Source organism: Sphingobium xenophagum NBRC 107872 (assembly GCF_000367345.1).
Lineage (GTDB): Bacteria > Pseudomonadota > Alphaproteobacteria > Sphingomonadales > Sphingomonadaceae > Sphingobium > Sphingobium xenophagum.
The window spans coordinates 14,673-37,594 of record NZ_BARE01000031.1 but is presented as its reverse complement, the minus strand read 5'-3'; the positions used below and the strand labels follow the sequence as shown (position 1 = coordinate 37,594).

Below are 22,922 nucleotides of genomic sequence, written 5' to 3'. Positions count from 1 at the left end.
CATTGGATACACGTTTGATTTCTCCCCCCTCTCAACGGTGATCAAATGCTGGCGGCTTCTTTTTGGCTATTGATGCTTTTAACCTGCGCCTTCGCACTGGCCTTTGGGGGGCGGGACGGGCGGCGCTTCGTTGTCATTTCGGCGGCGGCGGTGCTGCTCACCATTCCCGCCCAGCTCGCCGGGTCGTGGCAGGCGACGCAATATTGGCTGATGACGGTCGACCTCTTGGCCTTTATCGCATTGCTCTGGCTGATGCTGCAAAGCCAGCGCTACTGGCCGGTATGGGTCTCCGCCTGTCAATTGATGACGGTGCTGTCCCATGTCGCGACCCTGCTGCTGCAAAGTTTTTCAGACCGCATCTATGAAGGGCTGAGTACGGTCTGGATCATCCCCCTCATGCTGTTTGCCATCATCGGCATCGAACTTGATCGAAAGTCGCTCCATGACCGCGCATATTCCGCCTGAGAGCATCGTCCCCAGCCAGGAGGCGGCCGACCTGATCGTCGCGCTGCAACGCTGTCTCTCCAATGTGCATGCCCGGCAGGAGGATGCGGCGGTTCTGGATGGCACTGGGGAGGGCCATTTGGCCGCGCTTTCGCGCTATATTGAAGCACGGCGCGCGCGTGCCACGCTGCTAGGTCCGAACTTGTTCAGCGATCCCGCCTGGGACATACTGCTCCTCCTCTATCAGTCCGGGCTGAACGGACAAGCGCTGACACTGGAGCAACTGAGCGAACAATCGCGCCTGTCGATGAGCGTCATCGTCGGGCAAGTCGGCGTTCTGGAAAGGCGCGGCCTTCTGGACGAACATCAAACCTCGCCCAACAGCCGCCGACGCCGCGCCGTGCGTCTTTCGCCGCTGGCGGTAGATGCCATGTCCTCCTGGTCGTCGCTCGCGTTCGACGCAAACGGCTGACGCGCCCACCGGCGCCATTCGCCCGACATTGCGAGGGTGTTCGCTGCCACCGGGCGATCGGGAAGGACAGCTATCCCTCAACTCAGGCTGGCCATGCCCGCGCTCCGCTCATATAGTCGCGCGCAACATCCTTCCCGCGAAAGCCTTTCATGCATCTTCTCATCGGTCTTGCGGGCATCCTGCTCATCCTTGCCATCGCCATTGCCCTGTCGTCCGACCGTCGCGCCATCCGGCTCCGCGTCGTCGGCGCGGCCTTCCTGTTGCAGGCGGGCATTGCCCTGATGGTTCTCTATGTTCCTGCCGGGCGCGCGGTCATTGCGGGCATGTCGAAAGGCGTGTCCAATCTTCTTGGCTATGCGCAGGCGGGCACCAATTTCATCTTCGGCCCGCTTGCCAGTCCCGAAATCGGCGGGGCCAGTTTCGCCATTGCTGCGCTGCCCGTCATCATCTTCTTCGCCAGCCTCGTGTCGATCCTCTATTATCTGGGGGTCATGCAGTTCATCGTCCGCTGGGTTGGCGGCGCGATCGAGGCGGTGACCGGCGTGTCGAAGGTGGAAAGCCTGTGCGCCGCCGCCAATATCTTCGTGGGACAAAGCGAAAGCCCGCTTGTCATCCGTCCCTATCTGGCGGGCCTCACTCCGCCGCAATTGTTCACGGTGATGACCAGCGGCATGGCAGGCGTTGCCGGCACGATCCTCGCCGCTTACGCATCCATGGGGATCAAGATCGACTATCTCCTCGCCGCCAGCTTCATGGCCGCGCCCGGCGGGCTGCTGATGGCCAAGATCATGATGCCGGACGTGCGGCTTCCGGTGCAGGGCGAATTGCCGCTGGGTGACGATCCCGACATTCATCTGCCCGAAACCCGGATCAGCGGGGCAGGGCCTGCCGCCTTGCTGCCCGAAGGGACGCCGGGCGAACCCATGCCGGTCGCCAGCCATGACGAGGAAAAGCCCGCAAACATCATCATGGCCGCCGCGCAAGGGGCGCAGACCGGCGTGAAACTCGCCGTCGCGGTCGGCGCGATGGTGCTGGCCTTCGTCGCGCTGGTGGCGCTGGCCAACGGCATATTGGGCGGCATTGGCAGCATGTTCGGCTACCCGACGCTCAGCTTCCAGCAACTGCTGGGCTATGTCTTTTCGCCGGTCATGTATCTGCTCAATATCCCTTGGGAGGAAGCGCAGGTCGCAGGCGGCCTGTTCGGCACGAAGGTCGTGCTCAACGAATTCGTCGCCTATATCAATCTGGGCCAGGTGCAGGGCGCGCTGTCCCCGGCCAGCATCGCCATCGTCACCTTCGCCCTGTGCGGCTTTGCCAATTTCAGCTCGATCGCGATCCAGATGGCGGTGACCGGCAACCTCGCCCCCAACCAGCGCCCGATGATCGCCAAGCTTGGCCTCAAGGCGCTGGTCGCGGGCAGCCTCGCCAACCTGATGAGCGCAGCACTGGCGGGACTGATGCTCAGCCTGCGCTGATCGGTCATTATCTACCCGCAACGTTTGACTCTATCGCTGCGCGCATAAATCCATTATGGTTAACCCCATGGGGGCAAAGACAGTTTTCGCGGCCGCGCTGGCGGTTTCGCTCGGATCGCCAATGGCTGTGGCGCAGGCGCCAAAGCCGGGCCGGTTGGAAACCTATAAGGACTGGACGATCGGCTGCGACAATCGCAACCGATGCGAAGCGGTCTCGCTGCTGCCCGAAGGCGGCGATCTGCCCGACATACCGTTGATGATCGGCATCGTCCGCGCCGCCGGACCCGATGCCCAGACCGAAGTCTGGATCAGCCGCGAGGGCAAGGGCCAGGCCGACGTCACCCTGTCCGTCGATGGCCGCAAGATCGCCAGCGCCATTGCCCGCGACGGCGAAGCCACGATCCGCGGGCCGCAGGCATCTGCGCTCGCCATCGCCATGGCGCGGGGCACGAGCATGGAGGTGCGCGCTGGCGCAAGGCTGCTTGGCCGTCCCTCGCTCGCCGGATCAGGCGCGGCGCTGCGCTATATGGACGCGCGGCAGGGCCGGGCAGGGACCACGACCGCGTTGGTGGCGACCGGCACGCTTGGCCCGACGGCTGTAAAGCCCGCGCCCGTAGCACCCGCCATTCGCCGCGCGCTCGTCCCAGCCGGTCCAGCGCCCGCCGCCCTGTGGCGTGAGGAACTGACCGCGCTCGGCAAATATACCGGCTGCACTGATGACATGCGCAGCGATCAGACGCCGGACCTGCAACGCCTCTCCAAAACCGAAACCCTCATCCTCGTCCCCTGCGGATCGGGCGCCTATAATTTCTCGTCCGTGCCGGTCATCGCCACTGGCGTTCCGGGCCGCCGATCCTTTCGCTTTGCCGCTTTCGATTTCAAGCCGGGCTGGAGCGAGGAGGCGGGCCATCCCATGCTGGTCAATGTCGGCTGGAGCCCGGAAAAGTCCCGGCTGGACAGTTTCGCCAAGGGCCGTGGCCTGGGCGATTGCGGCGGCAGCGAAGCCTATGTCTGGGACGGTCAGCGCTTCCGCCTGATCGAGGCGACCAGCATGGGCGAATGTCGCGGCGCCTGGCACTGGATCACGACCTGGACCGCGCGCGTCGTCGAATAGGCGGCGTCACACCATCTGCACGACCGGCCCCGCGCGACAGATGCGGTCGCGCCCGGACTGTTTGGCGTCATAGAGCGCCGTGTCCGCCGCGCTCAATGCGCCGTCCACCGCATCCCCGGCCCAACGGGACAGACCGGCGGAAAAGCTGATCGGGCGGCCATGAATCCGGCCGATCGGGTCCAGCCGCATCTGGTTGGCGATACGCGCCAGCGACCAGCAGGCTTCATCCTCTGCCGCGCCATGAAAGAAAACCACAAACTCCTCGCCACCCCAGCGCGCGACCCGATCGACGCGGCGCAACTGCGCGGACAGGCGGTCGGCAAAGGCGGCCAGCACCCGGTCGCCCTCATCATGGCCCAACTGGTCGTTGACCTGCTTGAAATGATCGATGTCGATGATCGCGACACAGCCGCGGCGCTGGTCGTGGGGCAGGGCGTCGAGCTGCGCCAGAAAACCGCGCCGGTTGGCAACCCCCGTCAGCGGGTCTTCATGCGCGGCGACATGCAGGTCGTCGATCTGCGCCCGTGTCGTGCTGGCGGCGCGATGGACCCCGGCATAGAGTGTCTGGATCACGTCGCCGACTTCCGGCAGCGCGGCATCCGCCTTGCCGTTGAACGTCTCCGCCAGCGCATGAATGGGGTTGAGCAACGCCCCCATGCCAATCAGCGCGATCGCTGTGCCCAACAGCGTCATCAGCGTCAGCACGGCAAATTCGGTCAGCGCGATCCGCCCGGTCGCCAGCCCCCAGCCACAATAGCCCAGCAGCGGCAAATGGGTGGCGATGAAACAGAGGGTGAAGAGGCGCAGGCGCAGCGAGCGCGGAAAAATGAATGACGTCGCGAGATAGAAATGCATGAAAGGCCCCGTAATTGCGAATGGTGCGCAAAGTCAGGGGGGCGACTGAATGCTTTCCCAACAAACAGGGTTAATTTGGCCAGGTGGGACGAGCCGTGCCGTAGCTGAGTCAGACGGGGGCGATTGTCAGCGCGATCCGCCCGGCACCCATTTGATATCGGTAGCGCCATTATCATTCACGCGGCGCGCCAGCACGAACAGCAGGTCCGACAGCCGGTTGAGATAGGCCAGCGCCTGCGGGTTCAAGGCCACGTCCGTCGCGGCTGCGGTTGCGCTGCGTTCGGCCCGGCGCGTGATCGCACGGGCCAGGTGGATGGCGGCGGCGGCAGGCGATCCGCCGGGCAGGATGAAACTGTCGAGCGGGGCCAGATCGGCATTCATCGCGTCGATATGGTTTTCCAGCCGCTCGACCTGGCTGGCAATGATCCGCAATGCCCATGGTTCGTCCGCACCGTCGGGGACAGGCGTCGCGAAATCCGCGCCCAGATCGAACAGGTCGTTCTGGATCGTCGTCAGCCAGGCCGCTTCCGGCCTGTCGCCCATTGCAATGATCGCCAGCCCGATCGCGCTGTTGGCCTCATCGACATCGCCCACCGCCTGCATGCGCGGCGCATGCTTGGGCAGTCGCGATCCATCGACAAGCCCGGTCGTCCCCGCATCGCCGGTACGGGTGTAGATCTTGTTCAGCTTGACCATGGAATCGGCTAATTGCCCTTGGACAAGAGCAGGATCGCGACGATGATGATCGCCGCCGCCTGAAACAGCACGCGGTTCAGCATCATCTTATTCTGTTTGAGCCGCGACGGGCTTGGCCCGCTGCCTTCGGGCGCGTTCAATTCCTCCTTGGTGACCTGAAGGAAGGAGATGATGCCGCGGATCAACGCAAACAGCGTTGCGCCCATGGCCAGGATGAGGGCGATGACAAGGACGGTGTTCATAGCCTGTAACCTAGGCGCTTGCAGGCCCGATGCCAACCGGAAAGCGTCCACCCCTAAGGTCAGCGACCAGTGCCGCCGCGCCCATGCCCTGAGCGCGCAGGTCCGCCAGCGCAATCGACCCGCTTCGCTTGGCCAGGCGCCTGCCATCGGCATCCACGAGCAAAGGATGATGGATATAGGCTGGAGAGGGCAGGTCGAGCAGCGCCTGCAACAGGCGATGCACGTCCGTCGCCCCCAGCAGGTCGTCGCCGCGCAGCACATGGCTGATCCCCATCGCGGCATCGTCCAGCGTGCAGGACAGATGATAGCTTGCCGGAGCGTCCTTGCGCGCCAGCACCACGTCGCCATGGGTGAGGGGCTCGGCCTGGTGCAACGCCTGTGCCGCCATCTGCGGGCATGACAGCGGAGAAAAGGACATCGCCTGCCATGTCACTGTGCCTGCCCGCGCCACGGCTTCCTGCATATCGATCCGCCACGCATGCGCCTCCCCCGCGCCAATCCGCCGCGTCCGCTCCTCCTCGCTCAATCCCCGGCACGTCCCCGGATAAACCGGCCCTTCCGGCCCATGCGGCGCGCTCGTGCTGGCGGCAATGTCCGCCCGCGTACAGAAACAGGGATAGAGCAGCCCCATGTCGCGCAGCCGTTCCAGCGCCGCGTCATAACTTGGCAGCCGCCGCGACTGGAAAACCACCTCGCCATCCCAGCCTATTCCCAGCCAGGTCAGATCCTCGATGATCCCCGCGACATGCTCCGCCCGGCTGCGCGTGCCGTCAATATCCTCGATCCGCAGGCGGAACGTGCCGCCCGCCGCTCGTGCCATGTCATGCGCCAGCAGCGCCGACCAGGCATGGCCGACATGCAGCCGCCCGGTGGGGCTTGGCGCGAAGCGGGTAACAACATGCTGTGGTGCGACGGATGATGTCATACAGGCTCTTGACGGGCGATATTGGTTAATGCTGTCATGCGGGAGTCATGTTGCTGGTTGATCAGCGACGTCGGCAAGGGGGTAGAGGCTTTCTATGTACCATCCCGACCTTATACGGCATCCGGAAAACTGTCCGGCATTGGTTTTGAACGCAGATTACACGCCGCTCAGCTATTATCCGCTGAGCCTGTGGCCGTGGCAGACCGCGATCAAGGCGGTCTTTCTCGACCGGGTCGACATCATCGCCTCCTACGCGCGGCAGGTGCACAGCCCCAGTCTGGACATGAAAATCCCGTCGGTCATCGCGCTCAAACATTATGTGAAGCCGTCCGAACATCCAGCTTTCACCCGCTTCAACCTCTTCCTGCGCGACAAGTTCGCCTGCCAATATTGCGGCAGCACCAGCGATCTGACCTTCGATCATGTCGTGCCGCGCCGCGCCGGTGGGCGCACCACATGGGAAAATGTCGCGACCGCCTGTTCGCCCTGCAACCTTAAAAAGGGCGGGCGCACACCCAAAGAGGCAGGGATGCAACTCCACGTCCAGCCGATCCGCCCGACCAGCTGGCATTTGCAGGAGCATGGCCGCGCCTTTCCGCCCGGCTATCTGCACGAAAGCTGGCACGACTGGCTCTATTGGGATGTCGAATTGCTGGCGTAACGGCACGGCATTTGCCGCGCTGCCTGCTTTTATCCGACCGGCAACCAGTCCAGGTCCATATCCTTGTGCCGGTTGGTATAATGGCCGATTTCCTCCAGCCGCCCCATCTGGTGCAGCGTGATGCGACCGTTGGAGCGGCTGATCAGCCCTTCCTGTTCCATCTGGCGGATCATGCGGTTCACATGCACCGATGTCAGGCCGATCGAATCGCCAATCTCCTCCTGCGTCAGCTTCAGGTCGAAACTGTCGCTGACGCTGTCGTCGGTCACCCGCAGCCGGTCGAACATGTCGAGCAGGAAGGAAGCGACCCGCGCCTTGGCCGATGTGCGGCCCAGCGACGCCAGCCGATCGGTCATCGCCACCCGCTCCGCATTCGACAGCAGGAACAACAGCGCGGCAACCCGCGGATATTCCTCCAGCAACCGGCGCAGCGCATGCTTGTCGAACGGGCACACCACCACGTCGGTCAGCGCGACCAGCGATTCGGGGGCCTTGCTGTAAATGGTGCTGGCCGACCCGATGAAATCGCCGGGGAAATAGACGCGCAATATCTGGCGGCTGCCGTCGGGCAGGATGACAAAACTCATCACCCGTCCTTCGCGCAGCACGAACAATTCGGTAACCGTATCATTGACACGCTGGATCATCCCGCCTCGCTTCATTTTGCGAGGATTTTCCTCCAGCCGGGCCAGGGCCGCCTTTTCCGCGTCGGACAGCGGCACATGCTTGGCCAGCCTTTCTGCGAAACAACTCGTTACCACCAATAAACCTCTTAAAAATTCTCGTTACGATGGCAAAACGCCCGAAGCGCCTTTTGGCTGCATTTTGGTTAACCGCACTAAACTCGATCAAGGTCTGATTAATTGTTTCCGGTTTACGGCAGGGCCCCATAATTCGGCGCCGGGTTACCTTGCACGGCGCGCGTTTGCCGCTATTAACCCTGACCTAATGGACCGCATCATCATCCGCGGCGGCAAAGTGCTCAACGGCCGCCTTCCCATCTCTGGCGCGAAAAACGCAGCGTTGACATTGCTGCCTTGCGCCTTGCTGACTGACGAGCCGGTGACGCTGCGCAACCTGCCGCGCCTCGCCGACGTCGACAGCTTTGGTCATCTGCTCAACCAGTTGGGCGTTTCGACCATGATCGAAGGGGCAAGGCCGGAAGATTTCGGCCGGGTCATGACCATGCGGGCCGGGCGCGTCACATCGACCGAAGCGCCCTATGACATAGTGCGCAAGATGCGCGCCTCGATCCTGGTGCTTGGCCCCCTGCTGGCGCGCGCGGGCGAAGCGCGGGTATCGCTGCCCGGCGGCTGCGCGATCGGCAATCGGCCGATCGACCTGCATCTCAAGGCTTTGGAAGCCTTTGGCGCGATTATCGAGATTGCGGCGGGCTATGTCCGCGCCAGCCTGCCCGACGGCGGCCTGCCCGGCGGCATCTACACCTTCCCGGTGGTCTCGGTCGGTGCGACCGAAAACGCCCTGATGGCCGCTGTTTTGGCCAAGGGCACCTGCATTCTGGAAAATGCGGCGCGTGAGCCTGAAATCGTCGATCTGTGCCGCCTGTTGCTGGCCATGGGCGCGGATATAGAAGGCGTCGGCACCGACAAGCTCGTCATCCATGGTCGTGAGCGGCTCCATGGCGCGACCTACCGCGTCATGCCCGACCGGATCGAGGCGGGCAGCTATGCCTGCGCCGCAGCGATCACCGGCGGGTCGCTGGACCTGATCGGCGCCAATGGGGAGGATATGCACGCGATCATCGCCGCGCTGCGCGACGCAGGCGTGCAGGTGGACGTTCACAAGGATGGCATTCGCGTATCGTCCGACGGCAAGCTCAAGCCGCTGACCCTGTCAACCGCGCCGTTCCCGGCCTTCCCCACGGATATGCAGGCGCAGTTCATGGCGATGCTGACCATGGCGGACGGCGCATCGGTGCTGACCGAAACCATCTTTGAAAATCGCTACATGCATGTGCCTGAACTGGCGCGCATGGGTGCGGACATCGCGGTCAACGGGCGCACGGCGGTCGTGCGCGGCGTCGACAGGCTGGTCGGCGCGCCGGTGATGGCGACAGACCTGCGCGCGTCGATGAGCCTCATCCTGGCGGGTCTTGCGGCGGAAGGCGAAACCCAGGTCAATCGCGTCTATCATCTCGATCGCGGTTATGAGCGGCTGGAGGAAAAGCTCTCCGCCGTCGGCGCCGATATCGAACGCGCCAGCGATGGCTGACCATAGCGGTCTGGGCACCGATCGTGGGGCGCTTCTGGCACTCTATGATCTGGATGCCGGCGGGTTTCGTCATCTGGACGAGATTACCGCCTTCGCCTCGACGCTTTGCGATGCGCCCATCGCTCTTGTCAGCATCGTGGAGGAAGCGCGCCAGCGCTTTCTGGCGCGCACCGGCCTCGACGCGGAAGAAACCCCGCGCGACGTGTCCTTCTGCGCACTGGCCATGCTCGGCGACGATATTTTCGTCGTGCCCGATGCCTGCGGGGACCCGCGTTTTGCGGACAATGCTCTGGTTACCGGCCCACCGCATATCCGCTTTTACGCCGGCGCGCCGCTGATCGACAGCGCAGGCGTGCCGCTGGGCGCCCTGTGCGTCATCGATACGCAGCCCCGCGCTGATCTGACCCCGATGCAGCGGCAGGGGCTGACCCTGCTGGCGCGGCAGGTGATGGTCGAACTGGAGGGGCGTCGTCGCGACCGCGATGTCATAGCCCGCCAACGCCAGGACGCAGCGGCCATTGCCGATAGCGACCGCATGTTCCGTACCTTGGCGGACACCATGCCGCAGATGGTCTGGTCGACCCTGCCCGACGGCTATCACGATTATTATAACGCCCGCTGGTATGAATATACCGGCGTCTTGGCCGGATCGACCGATGGCGAAGGGTGGAATGACATGTTCCATCCTGACGATCAGGAACGCGCCTGGGGCCGCTGGCGCAAATCGCTGGAAACCGGCGAGCCTTATGAAATCGAATATCGGCTGCGCCATCATAGCGGCGACTATCGCTGGACGCTGGGCCGCGCCCTGCCGATCCGCGACGGGGCCGGCACCATATTGCGCTGGATCGGCACCTGCACCGACATCCACGAACAGAAATTGATGATGGAAGAGCGCGAGATGATCGCGCATGAGCTATCCCATCGGATCAAGAATATCTTTTCGGTGATCGCCGGGCTGATTGGCCTGTCGGCGCGCCAGCACCCGGAAATCGGCGCCGTTGCCGAAGATTTGCGCGATCGCATTCTTGCGCTTGGCCGCGCCCATGATTTCGTCCGCCCGCACAGCGCCGAATCCGCGCCGCAGGTCGGGCAGGGGCAGGGGCTGCTCTGGGGCATATTGGACCAGATTTTCGCGCCCTATAATGCGCGGGATCGCTCGCGCATCGCGCTGTCGGGCGACAATGTGCCGATTGATGATCGCTCGGCAACGCCTCTGGCGCTGCTATTCCATGAACTGGCGACCAATGCCGCCAAATATGGCGCGCTGTCGGTGCCGGATGGCCGGATAGCCCTGCATATCGCGCGTGAAGGGGCGGATGTGCGTATCGACTGGCAGGAATTGGGCGGGCCAGCGGTTCAGTCGATGCAGCCGGACGGTTTTGGCAGCCGCCTCATCACCTTGAGCGTGGAGCGGCAGCTGGGCGGGCGGATCGCGCGGGACTGGTCTGCTGACGGTCTGAAACTCAGCCTCTGGATACCAACCCGCTCGATGAGCCGCTCTGTAGGAACGGAATAAAGCCTGCAATCTCTGCGGCGTGCAATTCGGGCTCTTCCGCCGCGGCCAGTTGCAGCGCGGCGGAAATGCTTTGCGAACGAAACGGCTTCGTGATCACGCCGAGCGCCGCGACAGACGCCTCGCCGATTTGCGACGGATTGGCGGTCACATAGATAACACGAATGCCATAGCGGCTCGCCAGTTCCATGCCGATGATCGGCCCGGTCGGCCCATCGCGCAGATTGAGGTCGACCAAAGCTATGTCGCAGGATTCCGCGCAGGCCAGCGCAGCCGGACGATCGGCAGCAATCGCGCTGACATCGAATCCCGTTTCCTCGACAATCTGTTCAATCTCCAAAGCGACGAAAATCTCGTCCTCAACTATCAAAACTCTCTTGCTCATTCCTGGGGCCTGTATGATTTAGGACAAGAAATGCTCCGCTGCCCGCGCGGTTCCCCCCAGGCGACAAGAATCCCTTGGCGATGGGCCGACAGGCAGCATCACCCCTGCACGCTGCTCCAGATGGTCTCGAAGTTGGTGGCGTCCTTCATCAACAGGACAGAGGCTGGATAGCCGCCCTCGCTGGCCTTGCGCGCGGTATCCGTCGCACTCTCCAACGCCGCTGCCTGCGTGTCGAACGGGCCATAATAGGTGTTGTTCAGGTTGATTTTCCACACGCCCTCATGGGTCAGGACGATGTAGCGGGCATGGGGCAGGGTGGGGGACATGGATTACAAAACCTCTGTATTATAATGATGCCACGCCATGATGGCGGCGGCGCCGCGATGCGGACGCCAGGCTTCGGCAAGCTGGCGGGTCGCCTTTTCGCTTGGTCGTTCGGGCAGGCCCAATATCCGGCCCACCTCTATCTGCACCGCCAGATCACCCGCAGGCCAGATGTCGGGCCGTCCTTCGGCAAAGAGCAGATAGATTTCCGCCGACCAACGGCCAATCCCCTTGATCTGGATAAGCTGCGCAATCGCTTCCTCATCGTCGGCGGGCAGGGCGTTCAGATCCAGCGCCCCGCTCAGCACCATTTCCGCCAGACTGCGGGCATAGCCCTGCTTCTGGCGCGACAGGCCGCAGGCACGCAGCGCGTCATGATCGCGCGCCAGAAGTGCATCGGGCGCGCAGCCTGCGCCAAGGTCCGCCTCCAGCTTGCGCCACACCGCCGCTGCGGCCGCCACGCTGACCTGCTGACCGACGATCGTGCGCAGCAGCGTCTCATAGCCCGGCTCCCGCAGGCGCGGCTCAGGATAGCCAACCCGCGCCAGCGCCGCGACAAATCCCGGCTCGATCGCGGCGATGGCGTCCAGACTGCCGCGCAACGTCTCTGCTGTCGTCACCATCTGTTGTTTCCTTCCACCCTTGATTTCCCGACGTCTGTCCGTCAGAGCGGCGAAGAAAATTCTTGGGGACTGGATAGATGCCGAAACTGATTGTGGTCAACCGTGCGGGCGAAGAACAGGCTGTCGATGGCGACAATGGCCTGTCGGTGATGGAAGTCATCCGCGACAACGGCTTTGATGAACTGCTGGCCCTGTGCGGTGGCTGCTGCTCCTGCGCGACCTGCCATGTCTATGTCGACCCCGCCTTTGCCGATTCGCTTCCAGCGATGAGCGAGGATGAAAATGACCTGCTCGACAGTTCGGACCATCGCAACGACACCAGCCGTCTGTCCTGCCAGGTCGTTCTGACCGACGCACTGGATGGCCTGCGCGTCACCATCGCGCCGGAAGATTGATTTTAGACCGCACCGGCCCACGCCTCCACCCGGCCTCCCGCTCAGTATATATTGCGGTAGGTCGGGCAGACGTGCGGGCCGGTGCGGCTCCGTTCAGTAAAATTTACCGTTGCAGCCGCAGCGTGGCGGCGGGCGCCTCGCTGGTCAGCGGGGTAACCCGCCAGACGATACGCTTGCCATTGGCCGCCGTCTGCGCGCCATCTTCCTGATTCTGGCTGATAATCTCCGCATCGCTCGTCAGCGTGAAGCTGCCGTTCAGCGCCTTGGCCGCTGCTTCGCCCGGCCCGCCAGCGCCCAGCGATGGACCCTGGCTCTTGTCAAATCCGTTGGCAAAGCCCGGCGCCTTCACCCGCACCCGATCATCCCCGCGCAATTCCACCGCCACGAAGGGTAGCACGATCTGCGCGTCGATGTTGAAGGGAAACAGGAAGGCATGGGTCAGCCGACCGCTGATCGCATAATCGATGTCGAATATGCGATTCCCCATATAACGTACTGATTTAAAACCTTTTTCTTTCGTCAGCGCCTCGGCGATCGCGCGCATTTGCGCATCGTTACCATTGTCGGCTTCACTGTCGAACTTCTCCGCCGCAATTTGCAACAGCTGCGCTGGCGCGGTCTCTTCATCCTCGCTCGCCGGTTCAGGGATGCCCATCGCCCCCTTGCCGCTGTCAGACGCGATGATCTCGCCCTTATAGGCAAAGCTGAAACTGCGGTCGGCCCGAATATCGAGCGAGGAATCGAACTTGCCCGGCGTCACCAGGCACGCCGACAGCGCCATCACCCCCGGCAATGCCAGCATCCAACGCAACAGACGATTCATGGCGACGTCCCCCCAGACTTGGCCGCCCGGTCGGCTGCCTACCGGCTGGCGGCGGCGTACAGGGCGATGGCCGCGGCGTTGGATACGTTCAGGCTCTCCATCCGCGGACTGATCGGCAGTTTAGCCAAAATGTCGCAATGCGCCATGCTGTTGTGGCGCAGCCCTTCGCCTTCGGCGCCCAGCACCAGCGCCACCCGCGATTCGCCGATCGCGTCGCCCAGATTGGTATCGGCCTCGCCATCCAGCCCGATCCGCCAATAGCCCGCCTCGGCAATTTCGTCCAAAGCGCGCGCCAGATTGACCACCCGCACCCATGGCATGATTTCCAGCGCGCCGGACGCCGCCCGCGCCAGCACCCCCGATTCGGGCGGTGCATGCCGGTCCTGCGTGACGATGCACAGCGCATCGAACGCAGCGGCGGAGCGCAGGATGGCGCCGACATTATGCGGGTCGGTCACCTGATCCAGCACCAATATGGGCCGCGTGTCGTCACGCCCTTCGTCCAGCACGTCGCCCAGCCAGACATCGTCCAGCGGCTCGACCTCCGCGACGATGCCCTGATGGGGCGCGTCGGACGGGACCATGCGGCCCATATCGGCCACATCGGCATAGACGATCGGCAGCACCGGGGGCAGATCCAGCGCGCTCAGCGCTTCGCGGGTGCCCCATATCTTGCGCACGACGCGGTTGGGATTGGCCAGCGCCGCGGTGACGGCGTGACGACCATAGAAGCGCGGGAACGCGCCCTTGGGCTTGGCGGAACGATGACCTCTTTTCATGGAAGCGCTCTTTTCACATCCGACCATTGACAGGCAAGCCTCCTTTCGCCATTGAGCCGCCTCCAGCGCGGGAAAGAAGCTTTTTCCTCTCCGCGACGGGTATGGACAGGTGGCCGAGTGGTTAAAGGCAGCAGACTGTAAATCTGCCGGGCTACGCCCTACGTTGGTTCGAACCCAACCCTGTCCACCACCCTTTTCATCGGGTGGCGCGGATCAAGCCTCTCCCTGCAACAGCTTTATCTTTGGTGCCGCACGGTCAGCAGATAGTTGATCGCCTTGTTCTCTGACAAAGTGAAGCCGCGCGCCGGATCGAAGCTCAGGCCGCTACTGTCGATCACCTCCAGCCCGGCCTGCTCCAGCAACGTGGTCAGTTCGTCCGGCGTGATGAACTTGCCCCAGTCATGCGTTCCCTTGGGAATGCCGCCGATGCTCTCGCCGATCGTGATCATGGCCAGGCGGGACAGGGGGGTGCGGTTGGGCGTGGACAGAATCATAAGGCCATCGGGCGCCAGCTTGTCCGCCAGTGCGCGAACGAACGCCGCGGGATCGGCGACATGCTCGATCACCTCCATCGACGTCACCAGATCAAATCCCCCGTCCGCCACCGCTTCCACCGGCGTCGCACGATAATCGATCGCCAGACCCTGCGGCGCGGCATGGGCGCGCGCCGCCGCGATATTCTCCGGCGCGGCGTCCAGCCCGGTCACGCTTGCCCCCAGCCGTGCCAGCGGTTCGGCCAGCAGCCCCGCACCGCACCCCACATCCAGCGCGCGCTTGCCCGCAAGCGGCTCGAAATCATGCGTTTTGCCGGGCCAGTGCGCATCGATCGCGGCGCGAATATAGGCCAGCCGCACCGGGTTCAGCTTGTGCAGCATCGCGCTGCTGCCCTGCGGGTCCCACCACTCGGCCGCCATCGTGCCGAAATGGGCGGCCTCTTTGGGGTCGATGGTCGATGTTGCGTTGCTTGCCATATCCGTATCCGCTGCTAAAGAAGCGCCGTTTCGCCCTTCTGGGACATTTTCTGTCTCACTCCTATTCCTTTTGACAGGCAGGTTCGACAAGCAAATGGCGCGCATCGTGATGAAATTCGGCGGCACCTCCATGGCGGGGATGGAACGAATTCGCAACGTGGCCGCGCGGGTCAAACATGTCGTGGCCCAGGGCCATGAAGTCGCTGTCGTCGTGTCCGCCATGGCGGGCGAGACGGATCGCCTCGTCGGCTTCTGCAAGGAAGCGTCCGCCCTTTACGACCCGGCCGAATATGATGTCGTGGTCGCTGCCGGTGAACAGATCACCAGCGGCCTGCTGGCAATGACCTTGAAAGCCATGGACGTCGACGCGCGCAGCTGGCTTGGCTGGCAGCTGCCGATCAAGACGATCGAGGCCCATGCCAAGGCGCGGGTCAGCAGCATCGACACCGACGCGCTGCTCGCCGCGATGGGCGCGGGCCAGGTGGCCGTGATCCCCGGCTTTCAGGGGATGATGGCCGATGGCCGCGTCTCGACGCTGGGCCGGGGCGGCTCGGATACTTCTGCCGTCGCGGTCGCCGCCGCGATCAAGGCGGATCGCTGCGACATCTATACCGATGTCGATGGCGTCTATACCACCGACCCGCGCATCGTGTCGCGCGCACGCAAGCTTGACCTCGTCACCTATGAGGAGATGCTGGAACTGGCCTCGGTCGGCGCGAAGGTGCTGCAAACCCGGTCGGTCGGCCTCGCCATGAAGGAAGGCGTGGTCGTGCAGGTCTTGTCCTCCTTCGATGATCCCACCCAGACCGACCTGCCCGGCACGCTGATCGTCAGCGACGAGGAACTGGAAGCCAAGCGCAAGGAAAACAAGATGGAACGTCAGCTCATCACCGGCATCGCCCATGACAAGAATGAGGCGAAGATCATCGTGACCCGCGTGCCTGACAAGCCGGGCGCGGTCGCCAGCATCTTCACGCCGCTGGCGGACGCGGCGATCAACGTCGACATGATCATCCAGAATGACTCCAAGGATAACGAAGAGACGGACGTCACCTTCACCGTCCCGCGCGCTGACCTGGCGCGCAGCGTCGACATCCTTGAAGCCAACAAGGACGCGATCGGCTTCCGCCGCATCATCACCGACACCGAAGTCGCCAAGATCAGCGTCGTGGGTGTGGGCATGCGCAGCCATGCCGGTGTCGCCGCGACCATGTTCAAGACGCTGGCCGATCGCGGCATCAATATCGAAGCCATCTCCACCAGTGAGATCAAGGTCAGCGTGCTGATCGACGAGGATGAAACCGAACTGGCCGTCCGCGTGCTGCACACCGCTTATGGTCTCGACGCGCCGGCAGCCTAGTCGCTTCGCTCTTTACTTCCATCGTCATCCCCGCAAAGGCGGGGATCCATCTCCCGGCCTCACGACTGGCGGTGGCTTTTGCGCTTCTTTAGGTTCGACACATGACCAACGCCAAACTCACTGCACTCATGGCCCGCGGCACGCAGTTTCTGGGCTGCGACACCGCCATTTTGTGCGGGGCGATGAGCTGGGTGTCGGAACGGCATCTGGTGGCGGCCATATCCAATGCCGGGGGGTTTGGCGTGATTGCCTGCGGCGCGATGACGCCCGCCCTGCTGGACGCGGAAATCGCCGCGACCAAGGCGCTGACCGCCAAGCCTTTCGGCGTCAACCTCATCACCATGCACCCGCAACTGTTCGACCTGATCGACGTCTGTGCCAGGCACGACGTCACCCATGTCGTGCTGGCGGGCGGCTTGCCGCCCAAGGGCAGTATCGAGGCGATCAAGGCCAAGGGCGCGAAGCTGATCTGCTTCGCCCCCGCTCTGGCGCTGGCCAAGAAATTGGCCCGCTCCGGCGTCGATGCGCTGGTGGTGGAAGGCAATGAGGCGGGCGGCCATATCGGCCCGGTTGCGACCAGCGTGCTGGCGCAGGAAATCCTGCCCGAAATGAGCGGCCAGTTGCCGGTGTTCGTCGCGGGCGGCATTGGCCGGGGCGAAGCGATCGCCGCCTATCTGGAAATGGGGGCTGCGGGCGTGCAATTGGGCACCCGCTTTGCCTGCGCCACCGAAAGCATCGCCCATCCCGCCTTCAAAAAGGCCTTCTTCCGCGCGTCGGCTCGCGATGCCGTCGCCAGCGTCCAGATCGACCCGCGCCTGCCGGTCATCCCCGTGCGCGCGCTCAAAAATGCGGGCATGGACAATTTCACCGCCAAGCAGCGCGAAGTCGCCAACCTGCTCGATGCCGGTGCGGTCGACATGGGCGAAGCACAGTTGCAGATCGAACATTTCTGGGCTGGCGCACTGCGCCGCGCGGTGATCGACGGCGATGTCGATGGCGGGTCGCTGATGGCGGGCCAGTCGGTCGGGATGGTGACCAAGGAAGAACCCGTAGCCGACATCATCGCGCAACTGATGGCGGAGGCGGCAGTGGCGCTGGAGCGACGGGCTGCCTGAATTCGCGCGATGAACGGTTAATCCAGCATATTTCCTCCGGCCGGAATGCCCGGCATGACGGTGCGCAGCCCATCGGAGAAATTGATGATCGTCCTGCGCCGTTTTTATGGCCGTCTTTCGCTTGTGTCGCTGGCCGTGCTGGCGGCCTGTTCGACCCCTGTCGCGCCGCCCCCGCCACCCACGCCGCCGCCGCCGCTGGTCGAAACGGTCAGGCCTCGTCCGCCCATGGGCGCGGTGGAAAATATGAGCATCCCGGAAATTCAGGATGGCAAATATCTGACCCCCAATCGCAAGGTCACGTCGAACACGGCGCTATGGCATGTCCGCATGGCGCTGAACGTCGCGGCGCTATCCTGCCGCAGCTCTGCCGATCTTGCGCGTCTGCAATATAATCGCCTGCTGCATGTTCACGGCCCCATATTGACGCAGGCCAACGAAGCGGTCGATCGCAATTACAAGGTCGCCTATGGCGCCGCCGGGTTCGGCGCGCGTGAACGGCTCAACACCACCGTCTATAATTTCTTCTCGCTGCCGCCCGTCATGAAAAGCTTTTGCCCGGTGGCCGAAGCGGTGGGGGCCAAGCTGTTGGCGATGCCATCCAGCGCCCTGCTGGACTATGCCCCGACCGCGCTGGCCGAACTCGAAAAACCGTTTCAGGATTTCTACGCGGCCTATGCGGATTATCTGCGGCGGCTGGCCGAATGGCAATCGCGCTTTGGCGGAACGGTGACCGTATGGGCGGTGCCCAGCCCGCTGCCCCCGCCGCCCGTGCCGCCGGGCGAGGCGCCCCGCCAGGGCTTTGCCCCCAGCGTGACGAGCGCGATCCAGCAAAACCTGCCGCCACCGCCCGATGCGGCACCTGCGGCACAGCCGGCCCGTCCGCCTGCCGCAGCGCCAACCCAGCCCGCCACGCCGGGTCCAAAGCTGATGGTTCAGCCGCTGCCGACCAATACCGAATGAGCGCCCCCCGCCGTTGCGCATGAGCAGTGGCGGGCGCATCATGACCGGCGAGTCGTTTGACAGTTAGCCCGCATGCCGGCGCATCGCGGGGCCAAGGAGGAGAGAGACGATGGCCTATATGGACGGTTTCGTGATCCCGGTGCCCAAGGGCAACAGGCAAGCCTATCGCGATCTGGCCGCCATGGCCGCGCCGATCTTCATCGAACATGGCGCGATCCGCGTGGTCGAATGCTGGGGTGACGATATAAAGCCGGGCAAGGTCAACGACTTCCGCACGGCCGTAATGGCCGAGGAAGGGGAAGATGTCGTGTTCTCCTGGATCGAATGGCCCGACAAGGAAACCCGCGACGCCGGATCGGCCAAGGTCATGGCCGACGAGCGGATGAAGCCGGAGGATGGGCAGGACATGCCGTTCAGCGGCGCACGCCTCATCTATGGCGGCTTTTCGGTATTGGTCGACGAAAAGGCCTGAGCCGCTGGGCGGGAGATGGACAATGACTGATCGCAACGGGCAATTTTTCTGGGTCGAGCTGATGACCAGCGACCCGCAGGCGGCGCTCGCTTTCTACAGCGATGTCATAGGCTGGACCACTATGCCGTTCGGCGAGGATGGCGGCTATACGCTGGTCGTCGGCAGCGCCGGGCCGTTGGGCGGGGTGATGGCCATCCCGGATGAGGCCAGGGATTGCGGCATGACCCCCTGGTGGGGTGGCTATATCGCCTCGGCCGATGTCGATGCGGATGCCGCGCGGCTGGTCGCGGCAGGGGGCAGGATCAAGCGCCCGGCGGAAGATATTGCGGGCGTTGGCCGTTTCGCGGTGATGGGCGATCCGGGCGGCGCGACATTCATGCTGCTCAAAGGCTCCAGCCCTGATGGCGTGGATGCGCCGTCGCCCATGGCGCTGGGCCATGTCGGCTGGCACGAACTTTACAGCGGCAATTTCGACGCCGACATGGCCTTCTACACCGGCCAGTTCGGCTGGGCCAAAGGCGACGCCATGGATATGGGCGACATGGGCGTCTATCAACTCATCTCCCAAACGGGCGGCGGCGATTTTACGAGCATGACCGGGGGCATCATGCCTCTCCCCAAGGAAATGCCCGTGCCGCTCTGGCTCTTCTACTATGTCGTGGCCGACATTGACGCCGCGGCGCAGCGCGTCACCGCAGGCGGCGGCACCATTCTCAATGGCCCGTCCGAAGTGCCCGGCGGCAGCTGGATCATCCAGGCGCGCGACCCGCAGGGCGCGATGTTCGCGCTGGTGGGCGCGCGCGGGGCGGAAGCGGCATGAGCGAGGGCGCGCATGAGCTGTCGGTCAGTTGCACCATCGCAGCCCCGCGCGCGACATGCTGGGCGGTGTGGACCGACCGCAAGGCGGAATGGTTCTGTCCCAAACCCTGGCGGGCCGAAGTCATCGAGGAAGATTTGCGCCCCGGCGGTCGCAGCGCGGTCCAGATGTTCGGGCCGGATGGAGAGGAAACCGGCCCGATGGAGGGCGTTTTTCTGGAGGTGGTGCCGGGCCAGCGGGTTGTCACCACTGACGCCTATGCCGCAGGCTGGGTTCCGCAAACGCCCTTCATGACCGCCATCTGGACCTTCGCGGACGAGGGCGAAGCCACCCGCTTCACCGCCATTGCTCGTCATTGGGACGCAGAAGCCAAGGCCCGCCATGAGGCAATGGGCTTCCATCCCGGCTGGGATCAGATGATGGCGCAGTTCAAGGCCTTGTGCGAGGGCGCGGCGGGATAACGCCCTTCGCCGACGTCGCTACGGCCTCACCGCAGACCGCAACCTTTATCCGCTACTCTGTCCCATAGCGGGGCAGGGCGGCGTTAACCCCGTTCCTGTCTTGGTCGCTGCGTCGCGCGCGCCTATCCTTACCGCCATGCGCATCCTGTCCACCAGCCTCCTCGTCTCCGCCGCCATCGCCTCGACCGCGCTGGCGCAGGGCAATCCCGCCCCTTTCACGCTTGCCGAATCGGGCCGCGCCTTTGGCTCGCTGGCCGATGCGCTGGGCGCGATCGGCGATGGGCGCGGCACGGTGGTCGTTGCGCCGGGCACCTATCACCAATGTGGTGTCCAGCAGGGCGGCGATGTCACCATTCGCGCCGCGACGCCCGGCACGGTGATTTTCGACGGCGTCCCGTGCGAGGGCAAGGCGGCCCTGGTGCTGCGCGGGCGGGCGAGCACGGTCGACGGCATCATCTTTCAGAATATCCGCGTGCCCGATGGCAATGGCGCAGGCATCCGCCTGGAAAGCGGCAACCTGACCGTCCGCAACAGCCTGTTCCGCAATAGCGAGGAAGGCATATTGACCGGCGATTATGATGGCGGGCAGGTCAGCATCGACAAATCGACCTTCCGTCATCTGGGCCGTTGCGACCGCGATCTGGATTGCGCCCATGGCGTCTATATCGGGCGTCTGGCGGCACTGACCGTCACCAACAGCCGGTTCGACCTTGGCGATGGCGGCCATTATCTCAAGACCCGCACCGCCCGCGTCACCATCACCGGCAACAGCTTCGACGATAGCGGCGGCAAGCTCACCAATTACATGATCGACCTGTCCAACGGCGCGAGCGGCATCATCAGCGGCAATGAGATGGTGCAGGGCAAGGACAAGGATAATTGGTCCGCCTTCATCACCGTCGCCACCGAAGGCCGCGAACATGGAAGCGCGGGGCTGGTGATCGAAGGTAACAAGGCGGGTTTCGTGCCTGGCCTGGAGCGCAATTCCACCTTCGTCGCCAACTTCACCGACGACGCGGTGCGGATCGGCGCGAATGACCTTGCGCCAAGCATGAAGGTCAAGGACCGGCGATAGAGGATTATCGCAGCCCTCGTCCGGGCTGAGCCTGCCGGAAGCCATGCTTTTGTTGTGCCAGAGGACGACTTTTCGACAAGCTCAGGATGGGCGGGATATGGGGTTGTGTCGAACAATGGGTCGTCGGATACTGCGATCATGCGAACCACCTATGACAGCGCCGCCGTCCGGCTTTACCATCTGGGTGACGATGGCGGCGCGACGACATTGATGTACGGCCCCTTGAGCGAAGCGCTGCGCGTGGCCGAACAGCAGACGCAGGAAACGCAGGACGGCCTGTATCTGGCGACCGACAATGACGTGGTCGCCTATCTCGACCTGATCGAATCCTAGCCGTCGGCAAAGCCGAAGGGCGCGCGGGTCCGGCGATAATCGTCGGGCAGCATGTCCCGCCCGATCGGCGGGGCGGAGCGGGCCAGGCACTGGGGACGATGGCACAGGCGGCAGGTGACGCCGATCGGGGTCGGGTCCGGCGTCGGCTGGTCCTGCGTATAGACCAGCCGATGGGCGTGCTCGGCCGCGCAGCAGAGCGCAATCGCCCGCTCCACCCTTGGCGCGCCCCAGCCGCCGCCGCCCGCCGTGACGGTCCGGGCGATCGAGAAGAAGCGCTGCCCGTCCGGCAGTTCGAGCCATTGGGTAACGACTTCCCGCGGCGTCTCGAACACCCGATGCACCGACCAGAGCGGGCAGGAGCCACCATGGCGGGCAAAGGGAAATCCTGCCCCGTCGAGCCGCTTGGACGCATTGCCCGCCGGATCGACGCGCAGGAAGAAGAAGGGCACCCGCTCCTGTCCCGGTTTCTGCAAGGTGGTCAGCCGATGCGCGGTCTGCTCGAAACTGGTGCCGAACTGCCGCGCCAGCGCCTCGACATCGTAGCGCCGCGTTTCGACCGCCTTGGCGAAGGCGGAATAGGGGATCAGGATCGCCGCCGCCCCATAGCTGGCCAGCGCCCGCCGGGCGAGCCTGCGGCCGCTTTCCCCGGCAAACTGGCCGTCCTTCAGGATCGCGTCGAAACTTTTGCGCATCTCCAGATAGGCGATCTGAAGCGCCAGCTGGAATTGCGAACTGGCGGTGTCGAGCGTATCGTCCAGCAGCACCGCATCGCGATGCCGGTCATAGCGGCGCAATGATCCGGCCATGACGTCTGACGGCAGGCGGCGGACGCGCAGATTGTGTTTGACGCGCAACCATGCCGTCAGCCCGCCCTCGGCCTCCGCTTCCGCCGCCAGCTTTTCCGCCGCATCGTCGAGCAGCGGAAAACTGTTGCGGCGGGCGGCCAGGAAGCGGCGCGATTCGGCCACCGGATCGGGAACTTCCTCCGGCGCATCCTGCCCAACAGCGCGGTCGGCGAGCGCCAGATGCTCCTCCCTGTAGCTGGTGTAGAGCCGCAGTAGTGCTTCGGTAATACCGGGATAATTGACCGCGACATCCCCGGTGGCGAGAGTTGGCAGGTCCAGATCGGCGAACATCGGGTCTTTCAGCACCGCATGCAGTCGCGCGGTCTGCTCCGCGCCGCCATCGCCCGCCACCTCCGCCATATCCAGCTTGTAGGTCCGCGCGAGTCGCAGCAGCATATCGGCCGTCAGCGGCCGCTGGTTGCGCTCCAGCAGCGCGACATAAGAGGCGGAAATGTCCAGATCAGCAGCCATATCGGCCTGGGTCAGGCCAAGGTCGCGACGCAACCGCCGCAATCGCGGCCCCATATAAACCGGGCTATCCTTGCGCATTGC

The 22,922-nt window shown here is 64.1% G+C and carries 28 protein-coding genes and 1 tRNA gene; 17 read left to right on the top strand and 12 right to left on the bottom strand.

The genetic code is table 11. From position 1 onward, the window contains the following. Positions 1-45: 45 nt before the first annotated feature. From SX1_RS14170 to SX1_RS14155, 4 genes are all read left to right on the top strand, one after another. A complete protein-coding gene (locus SX1_RS14170; protein WP_019053515.1) occupies positions 46-465 on the top strand; it encodes a hypothetical protein in 420 nt (139 codons plus the stop codon). Next, on the top strand, positions 443-916 hold the full coding sequence (locus SX1_RS14165) for a winged helix DNA-binding protein (protein ID WP_019053514.1): 474 nt from the start codon (positions 443-445) through the stop codon (positions 914-916). The genes SX1_RS14170 and SX1_RS14165 overlap by 23 nt, the downstream gene beginning before the upstream one ends. A gap of 149 nt (positions 917-1,065) precedes the next feature. Further along, positions 1,066-2,391, top strand: a complete 1,326-nt coding sequence (locus SX1_RS14160) for a NupC/NupG family nucleoside CNT transporter (RefSeq protein ID WP_017181438.1) — start codon at positions 1,066-1,068, stop codon at positions 2,389-2,391. Between the two features lie 67 nt (positions 2,392-2,458). Continuing rightward, positions 2,459-3,505 (top strand): DUF1176 domain-containing protein, encoded by a 1,047-nt coding sequence (locus SX1_RS14155; protein WP_019053513.1) that lies wholly within the window; start codon positions 2,459-2,461, stop codon positions 3,503-3,505. 6 nt (positions 3,506-3,511) lie between these two features. On the opposite strand, the gene SX1_RS14150 is transcribed toward SX1_RS14155, so the two are convergent. From SX1_RS14150 to gluQRS, 4 genes are all read right to left on the bottom strand, one after another. Further along, positions 3,512-4,360 carry a GGDEF domain-containing protein gene (locus tag SX1_RS14150; RefSeq protein ID WP_019053512.1) on the bottom strand — a complete coding sequence of 283 codons (849 nt, stop codon included), beginning with the start codon at positions 4,358-4,360 and terminating at the stop codon, positions 3,512-3,514. Positions 4,361-4,486: 126 nt separating this feature from the next. Continuing rightward, complete coding sequence (locus SX1_RS14145; RefSeq protein ID WP_019053511.1) at positions 4,487-5,056, bottom strand: cob(I)yrinic acid a,c-diamide adenosyltransferase; 570 nt, start codon at positions 5,054-5,056, stop codon at positions 4,487-4,489. Between the two features lie 8 nt (positions 5,057-5,064). Beyond that, on the bottom strand, positions 5,065-5,298 hold the full coding sequence (locus SX1_RS14140; protein ID WP_017181434.1) for a twin transmembrane helix small protein: 234 nt from the start codon (positions 5,296-5,298) through the stop codon (positions 5,065-5,067). 10 nt (positions 5,299-5,308) lie between these two features. After that, entirely contained in the window at positions 5,309-6,223 is a 915-nt protein-coding gene (gene gluQRS / locus SX1_RS14135) for a tRNA glutamyl-Q(34) synthetase GluQRS (protein WP_019053510.1), read from the bottom strand. Positions 6,224-6,317: 94 nt separating this feature from the next. Here gluQRS and SX1_RS14130 point away from each other — a divergent pair, with 94 nt between their 5' ends. Continuing rightward, positions 6,318-6,884, top strand: a complete 567-nt coding sequence (locus SX1_RS14130) for an HNH endonuclease (protein WP_017181432.1) — start codon at positions 6,318-6,320, stop codon at positions 6,882-6,884. A gap of 29 nt (positions 6,885-6,913) precedes the next feature. On the opposite strand, the gene SX1_RS14125 is transcribed toward SX1_RS14130, so the two are convergent. Beyond that, positions 6,914-7,648, bottom strand: coding sequence for a Crp/Fnr family transcriptional regulator (locus SX1_RS14125; protein ID WP_019053509.1), 735 nt, complete (start codon positions 7,646-7,648; stop codon positions 6,914-6,916). Positions 7,649-7,832: 184 nt separating this feature from the next. Here SX1_RS14125 and murA point away from each other — a divergent pair, with 184 nt between their 5' ends. Both murA and SX1_RS14115 read left to right on the top strand, forming a co-directional pair. Then, positions 7,833-9,116 (top strand): UDP-N-acetylglucosamine 1-carboxyvinyltransferase, encoded by a 1,284-nt coding sequence (gene murA, locus SX1_RS14120; protein WP_017181430.1) that lies wholly within the window; start codon positions 7,833-7,835, stop codon positions 9,114-9,116. Then, complete coding sequence (locus SX1_RS14115; RefSeq protein WP_019053508.1) at positions 9,109-10,635, top strand: PAS domain-containing protein; 1,527 nt, start codon at positions 9,109-9,111, stop codon at positions 10,633-10,635. Before murA ends, SX1_RS14115 begins: the two co-directional genes overlap by 8 nt. Here the strand turns inward: SX1_RS14115 and SX1_RS14110 are convergent. The 3 genes from SX1_RS14110 to SX1_RS14100 form a co-directional block, all read right to left on the bottom strand. Then, the gene (locus SX1_RS14110) at positions 10,583-11,017 is read right to left on the bottom strand and encodes a response regulator (protein ID WP_019053507.1); all 435 of its coding nucleotides are present in this window, start codon (positions 11,015-11,017) and stop codon (positions 10,583-10,585) included. The two genes, SX1_RS14115 and SX1_RS14110, sit on opposite strands and share 53 nt — an antisense overlap. Positions 11,018-11,115: 98 nt before the next feature. Next, entirely contained in the window at positions 11,116-11,343 is a 228-nt protein-coding gene (locus SX1_RS14105) for a hypothetical protein (RefSeq protein ID WP_019053506.1), read from the bottom strand. A gap of 3 nt (positions 11,344-11,346) precedes the next feature. Next, the gene (locus tag SX1_RS14100) at positions 11,347-11,964 is read right to left on the bottom strand and encodes a DNA-3-methyladenine glycosylase family protein (RefSeq protein ID WP_019053505.1); all 618 of its coding nucleotides are present in this window, start codon (positions 11,962-11,964) and stop codon (positions 11,347-11,349) included. A 77-nt stretch (positions 11,965-12,041) separates the two neighbouring features. On the opposite strand from SX1_RS14100, the gene SX1_RS14095 reads away from it, so the two are divergent. Then, the gene (locus SX1_RS14095) at positions 12,042-12,359 is read left to right on the top strand and encodes a 2Fe-2S iron-sulfur cluster-binding protein (protein ID WP_017181425.1); all 318 of its coding nucleotides are present in this window, start codon (positions 12,042-12,044) and stop codon (positions 12,357-12,359) included. Between the two features lie 103 nt (positions 12,360-12,462). Here the strand turns inward: SX1_RS14095 and SX1_RS14090 are convergent, their stop codons facing one another. Continuing rightward, positions 12,463-13,182 (bottom strand): hypothetical protein, encoded by a 720-nt coding sequence (locus tag SX1_RS14090; protein ID WP_026149775.1) that lies wholly within the window; start codon positions 13,180-13,182, stop codon positions 12,463-12,465. Positions 13,183-13,220: 38 nt separating this feature from the next. Further along, positions 13,221-13,961: a TrmH family RNA methyltransferase gene (locus tag SX1_RS14085; protein WP_017181423.1), complete on the bottom strand. Its 741-nt coding sequence runs from the start codon at positions 13,959-13,961 to the stop codon at positions 13,221-13,223. A 103-nt stretch (positions 13,962-14,064) separates the two neighbouring features. Between SX1_RS14085 and SX1_RS14080 the strand changes: the two genes are divergently transcribed. Beyond that, positions 14,065-14,151: transfer RNA gene (locus tag SX1_RS14080), tRNA-Tyr, on the top strand. A 46-nt stretch (positions 14,152-14,197) separates the two neighbouring features. Here SX1_RS14080 and ubiG read toward each other — a convergent pair. Beyond that, positions 14,198-14,932 carry a bifunctional 2-polyprenyl-6-hydroxyphenol methylase/3-demethylubiquinol 3-O-methyltransferase UbiG gene (gene ubiG / locus SX1_RS14075; protein WP_019053503.1) on the bottom strand — a complete coding sequence of 245 codons (735 nt, stop codon included), beginning with the start codon at positions 14,930-14,932 and terminating at the stop codon, positions 14,198-14,200. Positions 14,933-15,026: 94 nt separating this feature from the next. Here ubiG and SX1_RS14070 point away from each other — a divergent pair, with 94 nt between their 5' ends. The 8 genes from SX1_RS14070 (at position 15,027) to SX1_RS14035 (ending at position 21,525) form a co-directional block, all read left to right on the top strand. Then, positions 15,027-16,292: an aspartate kinase gene (locus tag SX1_RS14070; protein WP_019053502.1), complete on the top strand. Its 1,266-nt coding sequence runs from the start codon at positions 15,027-15,029 to the stop codon at positions 16,290-16,292. Between the two features lie 101 nt (positions 16,293-16,393). Further along, positions 16,394-17,407, top strand: coding sequence for an NAD(P)H-dependent flavin oxidoreductase (locus SX1_RS14065; protein WP_017181420.1), 1,014 nt, complete (start codon positions 16,394-16,396; stop codon positions 17,405-17,407). A gap of 45 nt (positions 17,408-17,452) precedes the next feature. Further along, entirely contained in the window at positions 17,453-18,367 is a 915-nt protein-coding gene (locus SX1_RS14060) for a hypothetical protein (RefSeq protein WP_019053501.1), read from the top strand. Between the two features lie 109 nt (positions 18,368-18,476). After that, positions 18,477-18,839, top strand: coding sequence for a DUF1428 domain-containing protein (locus tag SX1_RS14055; protein ID WP_019053500.1), 363 nt, complete (start codon positions 18,477-18,479; stop codon positions 18,837-18,839). 22 nt (positions 18,840-18,861) lie between these two features. After that, positions 18,862-19,659 (top strand): VOC family protein, encoded by a 798-nt coding sequence (locus SX1_RS14050; protein WP_019053499.1) that lies wholly within the window; start codon positions 18,862-18,864, stop codon positions 19,657-19,659. Next, entirely contained in the window at positions 19,656-20,117 is a 462-nt protein-coding gene (locus SX1_RS14045) for an SRPBCC domain-containing protein (protein WP_019053498.1), read from the top strand. The genes SX1_RS14050 and SX1_RS14045 overlap by 4 nt, the downstream gene beginning before the upstream one ends. 136 nt (positions 20,118-20,253) lie before the next feature. Further along, complete coding sequence (locus SX1_RS14040; RefSeq protein ID WP_019053497.1) at positions 20,254-21,192, top strand: right-handed parallel beta-helix repeat-containing protein; 939 nt, start codon at positions 20,254-20,256, stop codon at positions 21,190-21,192. 138 nt (positions 21,193-21,330) lie between these two features. Further along, positions 21,331-21,525 (top strand): hypothetical protein, encoded by a 195-nt coding sequence (locus SX1_RS14035; protein WP_026149774.1) that lies wholly within the window; start codon positions 21,331-21,333, stop codon positions 21,523-21,525. Here the strand turns inward: SX1_RS14035 and SX1_RS14030 are convergent. Next, positions 21,522-22,919, bottom strand: coding sequence for a helix-turn-helix domain-containing protein (locus SX1_RS14030; RefSeq protein WP_019053495.1), 1,398 nt, complete (start codon positions 22,917-22,919; stop codon positions 21,522-21,524). The genes SX1_RS14035 and SX1_RS14030 overlap by 4 nt on opposite strands. Between the last annotated feature and the right edge of the window lie 3 nt (positions 22,920-22,922).